We start from the raw sequence: 16790 nt of genomic DNA, 5'->3' as shown, positions 1-16790 counted from the left end.
ACACACCGACCAGAACCCCACACCGTGGAACCCCAACCGAGGCAAACCGTTCACATCCCCGCCGCTCCCGCGCCGGGCACTTTTACTACGCTACCCGGTGATTTCCGCCGCGTCAAACCGCTCTGTAGCGATCCACACCACTTCAACCCCATTTCCGGGCATCCCGAAAACGCCGACTCACACCGACTGTTTCAGGAAGTTCGGCAGACCGGCCGCTCCGCGATTTCCCGCGAGCTCGCCCGGTTTCCTGCCGGCCGTGAACCTTACCCGGTCGGCTCCGCCTCACCAAATCCGCCTCGCGACGAACTCGGGGCACCGCCCGTACCGGCCCCGACGGGCGAACCCACCCGGACCGACGGTCTCACTGCGCTCCGGCCTGGCCAGGGATTTTTCGCCCTGTTCGTCCGTTCCGCGCTGGCAGAGAGAAAGTTACGCCCGTGCGGCAAGATCGTCAAATCCGCCGGGGGCGTCCCGCGTCACACCATCCCGCCACCGGCCAGCACGTCGGCTGCCGCCCGGTCCAGCATGCCGTCGGCGACCACCACCCGGTGCCGGCCCGATCGACTGGCGCCCGCGGCGATCGCCCTGGGCCGGTCGAACGCGAACGCCACGCAGATCCCCGGGTACATCGCGGTCCGGACGAACCACCGGTCGCCCTCCCCCAGCCCCGCCAGCACCAGGGTGTACGCGACCCCGTCCGGCCCGGTGCCGCCGAAGGCCAGCCACGGTTCGGCGCTGCCGTTGACCGCCTCCTCCCCCTCGGCGGTGGCGGTCCACACCCGTGCGGGGGTCGCGCTGACCGCCCGCCAGAAGAAGCCGCCGTAGCCGGCGCCGCCCGGGCGGCCGTTGGTCGCCGGGCTGCCGAGGGTGACGGCCCGGTCGGCGGGGGCGGTCAGCGTGTACCCGACGTCGAGGGCCCAGGCCCGCTCGCCGGCCCGTTGTGCGGCCAGCTCGCGCCGCTCGGTGAGCAGCACCGCCCCGGCCCGGTCGCGCCACTCCAGCTGGTGCGCCAGCCGCTGCGGGTCGCGGTTCTCCCACCTGGTGTGCGCGATCCGGCCGTGGTCGTCGCGCCAGGTGTAGCCGGCGTCGCGGACATAGGTGCGCCCGCCCCAGAGGTTGGTGCCGTCGACGTCCTGCACGGCCAGGGAGGCGCCGAGGTGCCAGACGTGGTCGGCCGGGAACGCGTCGGTGACCACCGTCCCGCCGAGGGTGCGCACGGGATGCAGGTACGGGCGGGGCCCGTGCCGGGGGTCGATCGCCGGGTCGACGACGTACCGGGCGACCGGCACGTCGCCCACGCTGAGCTGCCGGTCGTTCCCGGTCACGCCGGCCTCCCGGTCGTCCGCAACCACGCTTAGCTCCTGGTAATCCCCGGTCACGACTCACCCACCGGGGTGAGCGCGACCCGCCGGGCGACCGCGTGCAGGGCGGCGACCACGTACCCGGCGAGGATGGGCAGCGCCACCGGGGTGACCAGCACGGCGAGCAGCGCGGCGACGGCGCCCACCCCGCCGGCGGCGGCCCAGGTGCCCGGATGGGTACGGCAGGCCCCGGTGGCGGCGTGGGCGGCTTCCCGCCAACCGCGCCCGCCCCGGCGGCCGACCTCCACCACCACCAGCGCGGCGTAACCGGCCAGGGCGGCGGCCACCACGACGGTGACCAGCAGCAGCGGTGCGCCGCCGGGTACCCGGTCGCCGGCCAGCGCGGCCACGTTCACGGCGAGCAGGCCGAGGGCGGCGACCGCCAGCACGCTCACCGCCGCGCCGGGCAGCAGCGCCCGGCCGTACCGGGTCAGGTTCTCCCGGGCGGACGGCCAGGAGCCGACGGTGTACCGGTCGTGCACGGCCGCACTGGCGGCGGCGACGGCCGCCGCCGCGGTGAGCACCGGCAGCGCCGCCAGCGTCAGCGCGATGCCGAGCACGGCCAGGTCCGTGGCGTCGGTGAGCACGTCCCGCCAGTCGCGGCGGGCCGGCCCGTCGTCCCGGTGCGGCCTCATCCCTTGAGCCCGCTGGTGTTGATGCCCTCCACCAGCATCCGCTGGAAGGCCACGAAGAACAGGAACACGGGCAGCAGCGACAGCACCGACATGGCGAACATCGGCCCGACGGCGCTCTGGCTCGTCGAGTCGATGAAGAGGGTCAGCGCCACCGGCACGGTGTAGTCCTCGAGGTCGGAGAGGAAGACCAGCTGGCGGAAGAAGTCGTTCCAGGTCCAGATGAACGAGAAGATGGCCGTGGTGACCAGCGCCGGCCGGCTCAGCGGCAGGATCACGTGCCGGAAGATGCCGAAGGCGTTCGCTCCGTCGATCTTGGCGGCCTCGTCGAGCTCGCGCGGGATGCCCCGCATGAACTGCACCATGAGGAAGACGAAGAACGCCTCGGTGGCCAGGAACTGCGGGATCAGCAGCGGCAGGTACGGCCACTCGCCGCCGACCAGGCCCAGGCTGCGGAACAGGATGTACTGCGGCACGATCAGCACGTGCCCCGGCAGCAGCAGCGTCCCGATCATGACGGCGAACCAGACGCCGCGCAGCCGGAACCGCAGCCGGGCGAAGGCGTACGCGGCGAGCAGGCAGGAGATGCCGTTGCCGATCACGGTCAGCAGGCTGACCATCGCGCTGTTCAGGAAGAACCGGCCGAAGCTGAGGTCGAAGTTGGTCCACCCGTCGACGTAGTTGCCGGGGGTGAACTCGTTCGGCAGCAGGCCGATGTTGTTGACGATCTCCTCCTGGCTCTTCAGGGACGTACCGATCATCCAGAAGAGCGGGTAGAGCACGACCGCGACGATCGCGATCAGGATGAGCAGGCGTACCGCCTGCCCACCGCTGCGGCGCGGACCGCGCGGGCCGGTCGCCGCCGGAGCTGCCGCCGGGGTGGCCGTCGCCGTCACCGGTCCTCCCCGTCCGAGTAGTGCACCCAGAACCGCCCGGTGCTGAAGAAGATCGCGGTAATGATCGCGATGGCGACCAGGAAGACCCAGGCCATCGCGGAGGCGTAACCCATCTCCAGGTCGGTGAAGCCGGTGATGTAGAGGTTCAGCGTGTACATCAGGGTGGAGTCGACCGGGCCGCCGGTGCCGTTGCTGAGCACGAACGCGGCGGTGAAGCCCTGGAAGCCGTTGATGGTCTCCAGCACCAGGTTGAAGAAGATCACCGGCGAGAGCATCGGCAGGGTGACGGCGACGAACTGCCGCCACCTGCCGGCGCCGTCGACGGAGGCCGCCTCGTAGAGCTCGGTGGGCACCTGCTTGAGGCCGGCCAGGAAGATCACCATGGGCGCGCCGAACTGCCAGATGGCGAGCACCATCAGGGTCTCCAGGGCCCAGTCGGGGTCGTTGACCCACGGCTTGCCCTCGATGCCGAAGACGGCCAGCAGCGAGTTGACCGCGCCCTCGCGGTTGAACATGCTCACCCAGACGATGGCCAGCGCGACGCTGCCGCCGAGCAGCGACGGCAGGTAGAACAGGCCGCGGAACAGCCCGACGCCACGCCAGGCGCGGTTGAGCAGCAGGGCCACCCCGAGCGCGGCGGCCAGCTTCAGCGGCACGGCGACCAGGGCGAAGGTGAGCGTCACCCGCACCGAGTGCCAGTACGACGGGTCGGCGGTGAACATCCGCTCGTAGTTGGCGAGACCGACCCACCGCACCTCCGAGAAGGGGGTGAGGATGTCGTAGTCGGTGAAGCTGAGGTAGAGCGACAGGAGCATGGGTATCGCCGTGACGGCCAGCAGGCCGAGCAGCCAGGGCGACAGGAAGACGTAGCCGGCCAGACCGTCACCGTGCCGGGCCCGCCCGGCCCCGCGCCTGCCGGCGGGGGTCGGGACGGATCCGGTACGCCGTCGGGTCGGACCGGGCGCCGTGGTCAGGGCCACGAGCCGGTTCCTCTCCGTTGCGTCAGGGTCAGGCGATGGCGGACTTGCAGGCGTTGAGGAACTGTTCCGCCGCCTGGGCGGAGCTGGCCCGGCCGTACTGGGCGCTCTCGGCGGCCTTGGTCAGCTCGGCGCGGATCTTGCTGTGCCCCTTGAGCGGGACCTGCGGCGCCTCGCCGAACTTCTGGGCCAGGTCGGACTCCACCTGGATCGACTGCTTCATCGCCGGGTCGGTCACGTCGTCGCTGACCACTCGGCGCAGGTCCAGGTTGGACGGCAGGCCCCGGTCGGTGCCGAGGACCTTGACGGCCTCGGGGTCGTTGGCCAGGAAGTTCATCACGTCGACCGCGACGTCCTTGTGTTTGCTGCCCCTGAACACGGACCAGTACATGGAGGCGCGGGCCCACTGGGCGCTCGGGTCGCCGGGGTAGGCGATGACGCCCAGCTCGTCCTTGGTGTTCTTCTTCAGCTCCGGCATCTGGTTGACCCAGACCCAGCTGGTGGCGGCCTTGCCGGTGACCACGAGCTGCTTGGTGATGTCGGTGGCGTTGCCCTCGTGGATGACGTCGGGGGTCGGGGTGGCGCCCCGGTCCCGGGCGCCCTTCCACAGGTCGAACCACTTCGTCACGTCCTCGGCGGTGAAGCCGAGCTCCTTGCCCTTGTAGAGGTCCTTGCCCTGCTGGCGCAGCCACACCCAGAACGCCTTGTAGTCGGCGCTCGGGTCCTGGGTGCCCGGCACCCTGGTCTTCTTCGCGACCTGCTCGGCCCAGGCGATGTGTTCCTCCCAGGTCATCCCGGTGGTCGGCTCGGGCAGGCCGTTCTTCGTCAGCAGCGTCCTGTTGTAGACGAGGCCCTGGGTGTTCTCCCCCGCGGCCATGCCGGCGAGCTTGCCGTCGACCACGCCGTACTGCCAGAGGCTCCTGGGGAACTTCGACACGTCGAGGTCGCCCGCGTCCTTGTAGGACGTCAGGTCGAGGGTGGCGCTGCGGGAGGCGTACTCGGCCAGGTAGTTGTCGTCGATCTGGAAGATGTCCGGTGGGTTGCCGCCGGCGGTGAGGGTGGCCAGCTTGTCGAAGTAGCCCTGGTTGGCCTGCCAGGTCTTCTCGAAGGTGACGTTCGGGTGCTTCTTCGTGTAGAGGGCGAGGGCCTCCTCGGTCAGCTTCGCGCGGGCCTCACCGCCCCACCAGAAGATCGAGAGCTTGACCGGCGCGTTCGGGTCGGTGCTGGTCTTCTCGTCGCCGCAGCCAGCGGCACCGAGGACCAGGGGCAGGGCGACGACCGCGGCGAGCAGGCCGCGGATCAGCCGCCGTCGGCGGACGGGGGTACGGTGAACGGGCACGGCGTACGTGCCAGTGGTGGGGGGCGTTGCGGGGTGCATGTGCGCTCACTCCTTGGCGTTAGGAGGCGACCACGCCACCGGTAGCCGCGGTCGGGCGACCCGGGCCCGCAAGGCGATGCGGGCCCGGGATGACCGACTCGGCGTCGGGGCGGTTCCGACCGTCCGCCGGCGCGACGGCGGTCGAGTCGCGGATGACCAGTTCGGTCTGGAGCATTACCTGTGCGGTGGTACGACGGTCGTCGCTCGTGACACCCCGGCCGCCTCGTGATCCACGGGCGGCAACGGTGTCGTGTTGCAGGAGCATGTCGACGGCCGTCCGGCCGGCGGCCGCGTTGGGCGTGGCCACCGTCGTCAACTTGGGCCGGGTGAGCCGGCTGAGGGCGATGTCGTCGATGCCGACGACGCTCACGTCCTGCGGGACCCGCGCCCCGAGGGCGTCGAGCCCCTCGATCAGGCCGATCGCCATCAGGTCGTTGTAGGCGAGGACCGCCGTGGCCGCGCTGCGGCGGACCTGCTCGGCGAGGGCCGCGCCGCCGGTCTCGGTGGGCTGGTTGGGCCCGATCACCGTGAACTCGGCGCCGCCGGCCCGCGCCGCGACGCCGGCCGCCCGGCGGATCTCCCGGCTGGTCCACGAGCCGCGCGGCCCGCTGAGCAGCGCGATCCGCCGGTGCCCGAGGCCGAGCAGGTGCTCGACGGCCGACCGGGCGCCCTGGCCGACGTCCATGGTGACGCACGGCAGGCCGGCGACCTGCCGGTTTATCACCACCAGCGGCACCTCGCGGCTGAGCTGCTCGATCATGCTGTTGCTCATCCGCGGGCTGCACAGCAGCACCCCGTCGACCTGCTTGGCGAGGGCGTGGACCAGTTCCTCCTCGGCGATCGGGTCCTCGTTGGTGTCGGCCACGAACACGTGGTAGTCCCGCTGCCGGGCCTGGCTCTCGGCCGCCTTGATCAGCGGCGGGAAGAACGGGTTGGCGATGTCCGCGATGATCAGCCCGATGTTGTGCGTACGGCCGGTGATCAGGGCGCGGGCGGCGCGGTTGGGCCGGTAGCCGAGCTCCTCGGCGCAGGCCAGCACCCGGCTGCGGGTCTCCGGGTTGACCAGGTGCGGGGCCGAGAACGTGCGGGAGACCGTGGAGATGTGCACGCCGGAGGCCCGGGCGACGTCTCGGATGGTGGCTGGCACGGCGGGGCCCTTCGTCCAGTGTGGCTGGGGTCACGTCAGGTGTCGCCAATTAATGCAAACGGTTGCGCCTGTGTCAACGGGTCGACGATGACGGATGCGCTGCGGCCACGCTCCCACCACGCGCTCAAACGCCCATCAAAGCGGATCAATGCCGCCGGTTTGACATCGATCGTTGACGCCGCCGCGCGGCTCATGGTTATTTCGCTGCAAACCTTTGCAGCAATCAGGAGGCGGTCGCGATGTCGTCCAGCACCGGTCAGCGAATCCGCCACGCCCTCGTGGGCACCGGGTCCCGGGCCGAGATGTTCGTCCGGGCGCTGGTGCGCGACCACGCCGACACCGCCGCGCTCGTCGCGTTCGCCGACGTCAACCAGGCCCGCATGGACGCCCACAACCGGTGGCTCGGCGAGCTGGGCCACCGGCCGGTGCCGACGTACCGGGCCGGGGACCTGGCCGCGATGCTCGCCGAGGAGCGCGTCGACGTGCTGGTGGTGACCAGCGTGGACGACACCCACGCCGCGCACGTCGACACGGCGCTGCGGGCCGGCTGCGACGTCATCACCGAGAAGCCGATGACCGTTGACGCCGCCGGCTGCCGGCAGATCCTCGACGCGGTCGCCGACACCGGCCGGCAGGTGCGGGTGGCGTTCAACTACCGCTACAACCCCTTGCACGAGAAGCTGCGCGAGCTGCTGGCCGACGGCGCGGTCGGCGAGGTGGGCTCGGTGCACTTCGAGTGGCTGCTCGACGTGCGGCACGGCGCCGACTACTTCCGCCGCTGGCACCGGGAGAAGGCGCACTCCGGCGGGCTGATGGTGCACAAGGCGGGCCACCACTTCGACCTGGTCAACTGGTGGCTGGACGCCACCCCCGTCGAGGTGTACGCCACCGGCCGGCTGTTCTTCTACGGCGAGGCCGGCCGCCGGCACGGCTACGCCCGCGACTACGAGCGGGCGCACGACTCCCCCGCCGCCGACGACGACCCGTTCGCGCTGCGGCTCGACGCGCACCCGAAACTGCGCGAGCTCTACCTCGACGCCGAGACCGAGGACGGCTACCGGCGCGACCGCAACGTCTTCGCCCCGGGCGTGGACATCGAGGACGACATGGCGGTGCTGGCCCGCTACTCCACCGGCGCGACCATGACCTACCACCTCACCGCGTACGGCCCCTACGAGGGCTACCGGGTGATGGTCAACGGCAGCCGGGGCCGCCTCGAGCTGGAGGTCGTGGAGAGCGACCACGTCAGCCCCTCGTCTGCCGGGACGCTCAAGGGCGCGGCGTTGCACGGCGACGAGGCCGCCGCCGAGGCCGGTGCCGCCACGCTGACCCTGCGGCCGTTCTGGGCGCCGCCGCAGCTCGTACCCGTGTCGGGGCACACCCGCTCCGGGCACGGCGGCGCCGACGCCCGGATGGCCCGGGTGCTGATCGGCGGCGAGCCGGACCCGATGGGGCGGGCGGCGACCGCCCGCGACGGCGCCCTCGCCCTGCTCACCGGGCTGGCGGCGAACCGTTCCTTCACCACCGGCGCCCCGGTCCGGGTCGCCGACCTGCTCGACCTCTCCTGAGCCACGAACACCTTCCGAGGAGCCCCACCCGTGCCCACGACCGACCTGCTCTTCCCCGCCGACCCCGCGCAGCGCGCGGTGGCCCGTCGGCTGTACGCGCTGGCCGCCCCCCAGCCGATCATCTCCCCGCACGGGCACGTCGACCCGTCGATCCTGGCCGAGGACCGCCCGTTCCCCGACCCGGCGCGGCTGCTCGTCGTGCCCGACCACTACCTCACCCGGATGCTGCTCAGCCAGGGTGTCCCCCCGGCCGACCTGGGCGTGCCGACCGTCGACGGCAGTCCCTCGGAGCCTGACGGGCGCACCATCTGGCGACGCTTCGCCGCGCACTGGCACCTGTTTCGCGGCACCCCCTCCCGGCTGTGGCTGGAGCAGACCTTCCGGGAGGTGTTCGGGGTGCGCACCGCGCTCTCCCCGGCCACCGCCGACACCGTCTACGACGAGCTGGCGGCCCGGCTCGCCGAGCCGGAGTTCCGGCCCCGGGCGCTGTTCGAGCGGTTCGGCATCGAGGTGCTCGCCACCACCGAGTCGCCCCTGGACGACCTCGGGCAGCACGCCAAGCTCGCCGCCGACGGCTGGGGCGGGCCGGGTGGCCGGGTGATCACCACGTTCCGGCCGGACGACGTGGTCGACATGGAGTTCGACGGCTGGGCCGGCAACGTGGCACGGCTCGGCGAGATCGCCGGCGAGGACACCGGCACCTACGCCGGCTACCTGGCGGCGCTGCGCCGGCGGCGGGAGGCCTTCGTCGCGGCCGGCGCCACGTCGACCGACCACGGCCACCCGACCGCGCGTACCCTCGCGCTGGGCGCGGACGAGGCGGCGCGGCTCTACGACAGGGGGCTGCGCGGGCTCGCCGACGCGGCCGACGCGGAGACGTTCCGGGCGCACATGCTGCTCGAGTTCGCCCGGATGTCGCTGGACGACGGTCTCGTCATGCAGCTGCACCCCGGCGCGGTACGCAACCACAACCGCTCGCTGTACGCGCGGCACGGCCGGGACGTCGGCGGCGACCTGCCGCAGGCCACCGAGTACCTGCACGCGCTCACCCCGCTGCTCGACGCGTACGGCGACGACCCGCGGCTGCGGGTGGTGCTCTACACCCTCGACGAGTACACCTTCAGCCGGGAACTCGCGCCGCTGGCGGGCGGGTACGCCGCCCTGTACCTCGGGGCGCCCTGGTGGTTCCTGGACTCGCCGGAGGTGCTGCGCCGCTTCCGCGAGTCGGTCACCGAGTCCGCGGGCTTCTACAACACCGCCGGGTTCGTCGACGACACCCGCGCGTTCTGCTCCATCCCGGTCCGCCACGACGTGGCCCGCCGGGTCGACGCCGCCTACCTGGCCCGGCTGGTCACCGAGCACCGCCTCGGCGAGGACGAGGCCGCCGAGACCATCGTCGACCTGGCGTACCGGCTGCCGAAGAAGGTCTTCAAGATCGGAGAGAGTGTCCTGTGAGTGTCACCGTCACCGCCGTCGACGTGCACGACGTGCGGTTCCCGACCGCCGCCGCGGGCGACGGCTCGGACGCGATCAACCGGGGCGACTACTCGGCCAGCTACGTCGAGCTGCGCACCGACGTCGGCGTCACCGGGGCCGGGTTCACCTTCACCAACGGTCGGGGCAACGAGGTGACCTGCGCGGCGATCCGCGCCCTCGCCCACCACGTGACCGGCCGCACCGTCGAGGAGATCTTCGCCGACCCGGTGGCGTTCTGGCGCTCGCTCAGCGCCGACGTGCAGCTGCGCTGGCTGGGCCCGGAGAAGGGGGTCATCCACATGGCCACCGGCGCGCTGGTCAACGCCGTCTGGGACCTGCGGGCCAAGCTGGCCGGCAAGCCGATGTGGCGACTGCTCGCCGAGCTGCCCACCGACGAACTGGTGGCCAGCGTCGACTTCCACCACATCACCGACGCCATCACCCCGGCCGAGGCGGCGGCCATCCTCGACAGGGGGCTGGTCGGCCTGGCCGAGCGCCGCGCCGGGCTGGAGCGCGACGGGTTCCCGTCGTACACCACCTCCGTGGGGTGGCTGGGCTACCCCGACGACAAGGTCCGGGCGCTGACCCGGCAGGCGTACGCGCAGGGGTGGCGGGCGATGAAGATGAAGGTCGGCGGCCCGCCCGCCGACGACCTGCGGCGGGCGCGGATCATCCGGGAGGAGATCGGGCCGGACGCCCTGCTGATGATGGACGCCAACCAGGTCTGGGACGTCGACGAGGCGATCACCAACATGACCGCGCTGGCCGAGGTGGACCCGTACTGGATCGAGGAACCGACGCACGCCGACGACATCCTCGGGCACGCCCGCATCGCGCGGGCGGTGACCGGGCTGACCGACGGCCGGTGCCGGGTCGCCACCGGTGAGGTGGCCGCCAACCGGGTCATCTTCAAGCAGCTGCTCCAGGCCGAGGCGATCGGCGTGATGCAGATCGACGCCTGCCGGGTCGGCGGCGTCAACGAGGTGCTCGCCGAGATCCTGATGGCGGCCAAGTTCGGGGTGCCGATCTGCCCGCACGCCGGCGGCGTGGGCCTGTGCGAGTACGTGCAGCACCTGGCGATCTTCGACTACCTGCGGGTCGGCACCAGCCTCGACGGCCGGATGGTCGAGTACGTCGACCACCTGCACGAGCACTTCGTCGACCCGGCACGCACCCGCGAGGGGCGCTACCTGCTGCCGGAGGCGCCCGGCTACAGCTCCACGATGAGACCGGAGTCGATCGCCGAGTTCCGCTTTCCCGACGGGCCGGTGTGGCGGTGACCGTCGGAGCCGGCCGGCTCGGTCTCGGGACGCTGCGCCGGCTGCCGACGGAGAGCCGCCCGCTGCTGCGTCCGGGCAGCGTGCCCGCCGGGATCGTGCACCTCGGGCTGGGCGCGTTCCACCGCGCCCACCAGGCGGTCTACACCGAGGAGGCGATGGCGCGGGCCGGGGGCGACTGGGGCATCGTCGGCGTGGCGCCGCGCAACCCCGACGTGGTGACGACGCTGGCCGCGCAGGACAACCTGTTCAGCGTCACCACCACCAGCGCCGAGGGCTGTCACACCCGGGTCGTCGGCGCGCTGGCGGGGACCCGGCACGCCGCCGGTGACCCCGCCGCCGTGGTGGCGTTGCTGGCCGACCCGGCGATCCGGGTGGTCACCCTCACCGTCACGGAGAAGGCGTACCAGCTCGACCCGGTGACCGGGCGGCTGCGGCCCGACCTGGAGGTCGCCGCCGACCTGCGTACCGACCGGGCGCCGGTGACCGTCCCGGGCCTGCTGCTGCGCGGGCTGCTCGCCCGCGCCGCCGCGCAGGGCCCGCCGCTGGCCCTGGTCAGCTGCGACAACCTGCCCGCAAACGGCCGCCGGCTGCGCGGCCTGGTCGAGCAGTCCGTGGCGTACGCGGGGGTGCCGGAGCCGCTGGCCGGCTGGGTACGGGAGTCCGTCAGCTTCCCCGGCACCATGGTCGACCGGATCGTGCCGGCCAGCACGGCGCAGACCCTCGCCGACGCCGAGCGGGCGCTGGGGGTGACCGACCTGGCGGCGGTGGTGGCCGAGCCGTACCGGCAGTGGGTCGTCGAGGACGACTTCCCCGGCGGCCGGCCGGCCTGGGAGCGGGCCGGCGCGGTGCTCACCGCCGACGCCGGGCCCTGGGAGCGGCTGAAGCTGCGCGCCCTCAACGGGGTGCACTCGGCCGCCGCCTACCTGGGCGCGCTGGCCGGCCGGGAGACCGTCGCCGACGCGCTGGCGCTGCCGCACCTGAGCACGGTGTTGCGTCGGCTGGTCGCCGAGGACGTGGCGGCCAGCTTCGACCCGCCCGGGGGCGTCTCGGTCGTCGCGTACGGTGACGAGGTGCTGGCGCGGTTCGCCAACCCGGCGATCCACCACCGTACCCTCCAGGTGGCCATGGACGGCTCGCAGAAGCTGCCGCAGCGGGTCCTGCACACCGTCGCCGACCTGCGTGCCGGGGGGCGGTCGGCGCGCTGGGCCGCGCTGGTGGTCGCCGCCTGGCTGCGCTTCGCCCAGGGCCACGCCGACGACGGCAGCCCTCTGCCGCTGGCCGATCCGCTCGCCGGGGAGATCCGCGCGGCGCTCGCCGCCGGGCCGCCGACGCCGGCCGGGGCGGTCGACGCGGTGTTCGCGCTGCGCGAGATCTTCCCCGCCGAGGTGGCCGAGGACGACGAGGTGCGCGCCGAGGTGACCGGCTGGCTGACCGCCCTGCGACGGCACGGGGTGGCCGCGACGCTGGCGGGCGCCCGGTGACGGCCACCGCCCCGCGAGGCGCGTCGCCCCCGCCCGGCGCGGTGCCACGGGTCGCGGTCGTCGGGGCGAACGGGCACGGGCGCTCGCACCGGCGGGTCGTCGCGCCACTGCACGCCGCCGGGCTGCTGCGGCTGGTCGCCCTGGTCGACGTACGCCCGATCGAGGACGACCTGGCCGCACCGGTGCCCGACGGCGCGGTGGTCCACACCGACCACCGGGAGATGCTGCGGACGGCCCGACCCGACGTGGTGGTGGTCTGCACCCCGCCGCACACCCACCTGCCGATCGCCCTGGACGTGCTCGCCGCGGGCGCCGACCTGCTGCTGGAGAAGCCCCCGGTGCTCTCCACCGCGGAGCACCGGGAGCTGGCCGCCGCCCTCGCCGGGACGGGCCGGGCCTGCCAGGTGGGCTTCCAGGCGCTCGGCTCGGCGGCGCTGACGGAGCTGACCGACGCGGTCCGGGCCGGGCGGCTCGGGACCGTGACCGGCATCGCGACGGTGGCGGCCTGGCAGCGCTCCGACGCCTACTACGCGCGGGCGCCGTGGGCGGGACGTCGGACGCTGCACGGCCGGCCGGTGCTGGACGGCGCCCTGGCCAACCCGCTGGCGCACGCGGTCATGCAGTGCCTGGCGGTCGCCGAGGCCGCCGGGGACGGGCCGGTGGAACCCGCGCGGATCGAGGTGGAGCGCTACCGGGTCCGGCCGATCGAGGTGGACGACACGGCGACCCTGCGGGTGCTGTCCCGCTCGGGACCGCCGATCGTGGCGGCGGTGACCCTGGCCGGCGAGGACTTCGTCGCCGGGGAGGTGATCGTGACCGGCACCGCGGGTCGGGCCGTGCTGGAGTACCCGACCGACCGGCTGCTGCTGCCCGGCGGCGCCGGCCCGCGCGAGGTGCCGGGCCGGCGCGGGCTGCTGGAGAACCTTCTCGCCCACCGGGCCGACCCGGCGGTGCCGCTGATCGCGCCGCTGGCGCGGACCGCCCCGTTCACCGCGGTGCTGGAGGCGGTCACGGCCGCACCCGAGCCGACCAGGCTGGGCGGCGACCTCGTCACCGCCGTCGGCGACGGCCCGGATCGGATGTTGACCGTCCACGGGGTCAACCGGCTGCTGCGCCGGGCGGCCGACGAGGGGGCGCTGCTGTCGGAACTGGGGGTGCCGTGGGCGGTCGCGCCGCACCGTACGGACCTGACCGGGCAGGAGGAACCGCAACGCACGGCAACTGAGCCGCCCGCCTGACGCGGGTCCATACCGGACACGACGGAGTCAACCCGGCCAGGGCGAGTCGGGGCGATACCGGCCGATCGGATCGACTGCAACGTTTCTGCACATGCGGGGCATTGACCGCTCTCTTCGCCGAACCCTAACCTGAAGCCGTGCGGGGAAGCGCTTTCCATGGCATCTGACCTCCCCGTCGAGCCTCGCCGGGGTCCGGGCCTCCGACGCGCGGGCCGACGGGCACCGGTCCCGGTCGCACCACGTACCGTCCCGGCCTCCATCGGGCCACGGACCGCGGACCGACCCACTCGAAGGAGAAGAGAACCATGCAACTGAGACGCACCCACCGACGTGCCCTGGCGGCGGCCTTCACCGCCGGGGCGACCGCCGTCGTGCTGGCCGCCGGCATGGGCTCGTCGGCCTCCGCCGCCACCGTCTTCTCGGACGACTTCAACGACGGCGACGCCAGCGGATGGTCGAAGTCCGGCGGCACCTGGTCGGTGGTCACCGACGGTTCCGGCGTGTTCCGGCAGTCCAACGCGGGCAGCGAGCTGACCCGGCAGTTCGCCGGCCAGACGAGCTGGACCGACTACCAGGTCCAGGCGCGGGTCAGGCCGCTGTCGTTCGGCTCGGCGAGCAGCCTCGTGGGCCTGGCCGCCCGCTCGGCCAGCAGCACGAAGATGTACCGGCTGGCCCTGCTCGGCACCGGCCGCGCCGAGTTGCAGGCGGTCAACGGCAGCCAGCTCACCTCGCTCGGCTCGGCTGCCGTGGGCGCCGCGGCCGGCAGCTGGTACACGCTGCGCATCGAGACCGCCGGCAGCACCATCCGGGGCTTCGTCAACGGCACCCAGGTCGGCTCCGGCACCAGCGCCCTGGCCTCCGCCGGCCGGATCGGGCTGATCACCTCGTACGCCAGCGGCAGCTTCGACGACGTCGCGGTCGACTCCTCCGGGGGCTCCACCCCGACCACGCCCCCGCCGACCACGCCCCCGCCGGCGGGCTGGCCCACGCCGACGTCCAACCACAAGGTCGACGCCACCATCGACGTCCCGGTGAGCCTCGACGGCGGGCTCAAGCGGTACTACGGCATCGGCGACGGCGGGCAGGGTGAGAGCCAGGACCCGATGTTCGTGCTCGCCCCCGGAGCCACCCTGCGCAACGTCATCATCGGCGCCCCCGCCGGCGACGGTGTGCACTGCGAGGGCAACTGCACGCTGGTCAACGTCTGGTGGGAGGACGTCGGCGAGGACGCCGCGACCTTCCGCGGCGGCACCACGTACACGGTGGACGGTGGTGGCGCGCGCTCCGCGAGTGACAAGGTGTTCCAGCACAACGGGCCGGGCACGGTGCACATCCGCAACTTCCGGGTCGAGAGCTCCGGCAAGCTCTACCGGGCGTGCGGCAACTGCTCCACGTCGTACCAGCGGCACGTGGTGATGGACAACGTCACCGCGACCTCGACGAAGATGCTGGCCGGCATCAACACGAACTGGGGCGACACCGCCCGGTTCAGCCGGATCACCATCCTCAACGACCCGAACCGCACGACCCGGATCTGCGTGAAGTACAGGGGCGTGCCGAAGGGCAGCGAGCCGACCGAGATCGGCGAGGGTGCCGACGGCACCAACTGCCTCTACTCCCCGTCGGACATCACCTGGCGATAGCCCCCACCAGGGCGACGGCGGCCCCGTGGACCATCCGGCCCGCGGGGCCGCCGCACGGGGTCACCCCTTTTCGCGGGCACGCGAAGCCGCGACGGTAGCGTGGCGCCACAGCACGGCCCGTGGGGCGGGACCTCCCGCCGGCATGGCGCTCGCGAATCGTACGAAGGAGGGTGCATGTCCCACGGCGACGACCCGTACGCGGCACGCGAGGACGCGGCCTCGCGGCCGAGCTTCGACCTCACGCTGCGCGGCTACGACAAGCGGCAGGTGGACCGCTACGTCGAACAGGCCGACAGCGAGCGGTCGGCGCTGGCCGCCGAACGGAACCGGGCTGCGGCCCAACTCCGCGAGGTGAGCGTCGAGGTGCACCGGCTGCGGACGGAGGTGGGCGAGCTGCGGGACCGGCCCGTCCAGCTGGACCGGGCGACCTTCCGCGACCTCGGCCCGATGGTCGACCAGATCCTGGCCCTGGCCGAGAAGCAGGGTGGCGCCATCACCGACGCCGCCGGGCAGCGGGCCGCCGAACTGGAGGCCGAGGCGGAGCGGGCGCTCACCGAGGCCCGTGAGCAGGCCACCGCAACGCTGCGGGAGCTGGCGGAGACGGCCGAGGCGCGGCGCGCGGAGCACGACCGGGAGCACGAGGAACGCCTCGTCAACGCCCAGGCCGAGCTGGCCCGGATCCGGGAGGCCGCGGAGCGGCTGCGGGCGGCCGGCGAGACGGCCCACGACCACGCGCGGCAGGAGGCCAGGCGGATCGACGAGCAGACCGCCCAGCAGGTGGAGCAGGCTCGCGCCGAGTCCGAGGCGTTCCTCGTCTCGGCCCGCGCCCAGATCCAGCAGGAGGTGCAGGCGGCGCGCGCGAAGACCCAGCAGGAGCTGGCCCAGTGGCAGGCCGGCGTGGAGCGGGAGATCAACGAGCGCCGGAGCGCCGCCGAGCAGGAGATCGCCGAGCAGCTCGCGTCCGCCGAGCGGGAGCTCACCGCGCAGCGTACGGCGGCCGAGCAGGAGATCGCGACGCTGATCTCCGAGGCCCAGCAGTACGCGGCCAAGGTGCGCCAGCACGTCGACGAGCAGGCCGCGACCCATCAGCAGCAGCTCGCCGCAGCGCAGCAGGGTATCCGGGACCGGCGGGAGGCGCTGGCCCGGATGCAGTCCGAGTTGGACACCGCGCAGCAGCAGCTCGCCCAGGCGCGACAGGAGAGCGGGAGCGTCGAGCGCGAGTTCGCCGAGGTGCAGCAGCGACTCGCCGTGACCCGGCAGGAGCTGACCGACGAGTTGCACCGGCTGGACGAGGCGCGCCGGGCCGGGGATTCCGCCGAGCAGCACGCCAAGGAGGTCCGCGCCCGGGTCAAGCGGGAGGCGAAGCGGGTGGCCGACCTGGCCGCGGCGGCGGTCATGGCAGCCGCCACGGGTGGCGCCGAGACTGCCGAGTATCCGCAGGTCGCGGCCCGGCCCCGGGTCGACCGGCCGGTGCCGGTGGCGGTGGAACCCGCCGCTGCCGAGGGGACGCCGGAGGAGACCGACCGGCTGGTGGCAACCCCCACCGGCGACGGCGACCAGGCCCCCGTCGGCGGGCCCGCACCGCAGCCGGCGAACCAGGTGGTGGCCGCCGGCTGACCCCCGGGTGCCCGGGCCGGTGCCGTGGGGGGCGGGGGCGCGGCGGCGCGCCCCCCCGCCCCCCCCCCCGGGGAAAGCAAACCGACAACCCCGCCG

At 73.3% G+C, this 16790-nt stretch carries 14 protein-coding genes; 7 read left to right on the top strand and 7 right to left on the bottom strand.

Annotated features, from left to right (window positions below; translation table 11 throughout):
• Positions 1 to 476: 476 nt before the first annotated feature.
• The 7 genes from AB0D32_RS32160 to AB0D32_RS32130 all read right to left on the bottom strand — a co-directional run bounded on the left by AB0D32_RS32160 (position 477) and on the right by AB0D32_RS32130 (position 6663).
• Complete coding sequence (locus AB0D32_RS32160) at positions 477 to 1352, bottom strand: PmoA family protein (protein ID WP_357098525.1); 876 nt, start codon at positions 1350 to 1352, stop codon at positions 477 to 479.
• A 23-nt stretch (positions 1353 to 1375) separates the two neighbouring features.
• Positions 1376 to 1996, bottom strand: coding sequence for a hypothetical protein (locus tag AB0D32_RS32155; protein ID WP_357098522.1), 621 nt, complete (start codon positions 1994 to 1996; stop codon positions 1376 to 1378).
• Positions 1993 to 2754, bottom strand: a complete 762-nt coding sequence (locus tag AB0D32_RS32150) for a carbohydrate ABC transporter permease (RefSeq protein ID WP_357098528.1) — start codon at positions 2752 to 2754, stop codon at positions 1993 to 1995. Before AB0D32_RS32150 ends, AB0D32_RS32155 begins: the two co-directional genes overlap by 4 nt.
• A gap of 131 nt (positions 2755 to 2885) precedes the next feature.
• On the bottom strand, positions 2886 to 3869 hold the full coding sequence (locus tag AB0D32_RS32145) for a sugar ABC transporter permease (RefSeq protein WP_357098519.1): 984 nt from the start codon (positions 3867 to 3869) through the stop codon (positions 2886 to 2888).
• A 28-nt stretch (positions 3870 to 3897) separates the two neighbouring features.
• Positions 3898 to 5244, bottom strand: a complete 1347-nt coding sequence (locus tag AB0D32_RS32140; RefSeq protein ID WP_357098516.1) for an extracellular solute-binding protein — start codon at positions 5242 to 5244, stop codon at positions 3898 to 3900.
• 19 nt (positions 5245 to 5263) lie between these two features.
• Positions 5264 to 6391 (bottom strand): LacI family DNA-binding transcriptional regulator, encoded by a 1128-nt coding sequence (locus tag AB0D32_RS32135; protein ID WP_357098513.1) that lies wholly within the window; start codon positions 6389 to 6391, stop codon positions 5264 to 5266.
• A gap of 35 nt (positions 6392 to 6426) precedes the next feature.
• Entirely contained in the window at positions 6427 to 6663 is a 237-nt protein-coding gene (locus tag AB0D32_RS32130) for a hypothetical protein (protein ID WP_357098510.1), read from the bottom strand.
• Here AB0D32_RS32130 and AB0D32_RS32125 point away from each other — a divergent pair.
• The 7 genes from AB0D32_RS32125 (at position 6631) to AB0D32_RS32095 (ending at position 16694) form a co-directional block, all read left to right on the top strand.
• The gene (locus AB0D32_RS32125) at positions 6631 to 7959 is read left to right on the top strand and encodes a Gfo/Idh/MocA family oxidoreductase (protein ID WP_357098507.1); all 1329 of its coding nucleotides are present in this window, start codon (positions 6631 to 6633) and stop codon (positions 7957 to 7959) included. The two genes, AB0D32_RS32130 and AB0D32_RS32125, sit on opposite strands and share 33 nt — an antisense overlap.
• A 30-nt stretch (positions 7960 to 7989) precedes the next feature.
• Positions 7990 to 9414, top strand: a complete 1425-nt coding sequence (gene uxaC / locus AB0D32_RS32120; RefSeq protein WP_357098504.1) for a glucuronate isomerase — start codon at positions 7990 to 7992, stop codon at positions 9412 to 9414.
• Entirely contained in the window at positions 9411 to 10715 is a 1305-nt protein-coding gene (locus AB0D32_RS32115) for an enolase C-terminal domain-like protein (RefSeq protein WP_357098501.1), read from the top strand. The genes uxaC and AB0D32_RS32115 overlap by 4 nt, the downstream gene beginning before the upstream one ends.
• Positions 10706 to 12196 carry a mannitol dehydrogenase family protein gene (locus tag AB0D32_RS32110; protein WP_357098498.1) on the top strand — a complete coding sequence of 497 codons (1491 nt, stop codon included), beginning with the start codon at positions 10706 to 10708 and terminating at the stop codon, positions 12194 to 12196. Before AB0D32_RS32115 ends, AB0D32_RS32110 begins: the two co-directional genes overlap by 10 nt.
• The gene (locus AB0D32_RS32105) at positions 12193 to 13434 is read left to right on the top strand and encodes a Gfo/Idh/MocA family oxidoreductase (RefSeq protein WP_357098495.1); all 1242 of its coding nucleotides are present in this window, start codon (positions 12193 to 12195) and stop codon (positions 13432 to 13434) included. Before AB0D32_RS32110 ends, AB0D32_RS32105 begins: the two co-directional genes overlap by 4 nt.
• A gap of 305 nt (positions 13435 to 13739) precedes the next feature.
• The gene (locus AB0D32_RS32100) at positions 13740 to 15077 is read left to right on the top strand and encodes a pectate lyase (protein ID WP_357098492.1); all 1338 of its coding nucleotides are present in this window, start codon (positions 13740 to 13742) and stop codon (positions 15075 to 15077) included.
• A gap of 174 nt (positions 15078 to 15251) precedes the next feature.
• Positions 15252 to 16694 carry a hypothetical protein gene (locus tag AB0D32_RS32095; RefSeq protein ID WP_357098489.1) on the top strand — a complete coding sequence of 481 codons (1443 nt, stop codon included), beginning with the start codon at positions 15252 to 15254 and terminating at the stop codon, positions 16692 to 16694.
• Positions 16695 to 16790 lie beyond the last annotated feature (96 nt).

Source organism: Micromonospora sp. NPDC048170, assembly GCF_040652795.1.
In the GTDB taxonomy this organism is placed as follows: Bacteria; Actinomycetota; Actinomycetes; order Mycobacteriales; family Micromonosporaceae; genus Micromonospora.
The sequence above is the reverse complement of the archived record's forward strand: the minus strand, read 5'-3'. Positions and strand labels throughout refer to the sequence as shown.

Bases quoted from the DNA above. Each gene is read 5' to 3' on its own strand.
- AB0D32_RS32155 (WP_357098522.1), bottom strand. From the start codon at position 1,996: ATGAGGCCGCACCGGGACGACGGGCCGGCCCGCCGCGACTGGCGGGAC.
- AB0D32_RS32150 (WP_357098528.1), bottom strand. From the start codon at position 2,754: ATGATCGGTACGTCCCTGAAGAGCCAGGAGGAGATCGTCAACAACATC.
- AB0D32_RS32140 (WP_357098516.1), bottom strand. From the start codon at position 5,244: ATGCACCCCGCAACGCCCCCCACCACTGGCACGTACGCCGTGCCCGTT.
- AB0D32_RS32125 (WP_357098507.1), top strand. From the start codon at position 6,631: ATGTCGTCCAGCACCGGTCAGCGAATCCGCCACGCCCTCGTGGGCACC.
- AB0D32_RS32100 (WP_357098492.1), top strand. From the start codon at position 13,740: ATGCAACTGAGACGCACCCACCGACGTGCCCTGGCGGCGGCCTTCACC.
- AB0D32_RS32095 (WP_357098489.1), top strand. From the start codon at position 15,252: ATGTCCCACGGCGACGACCCGTACGCGGCACGCGAGGACGCGGCCTCG.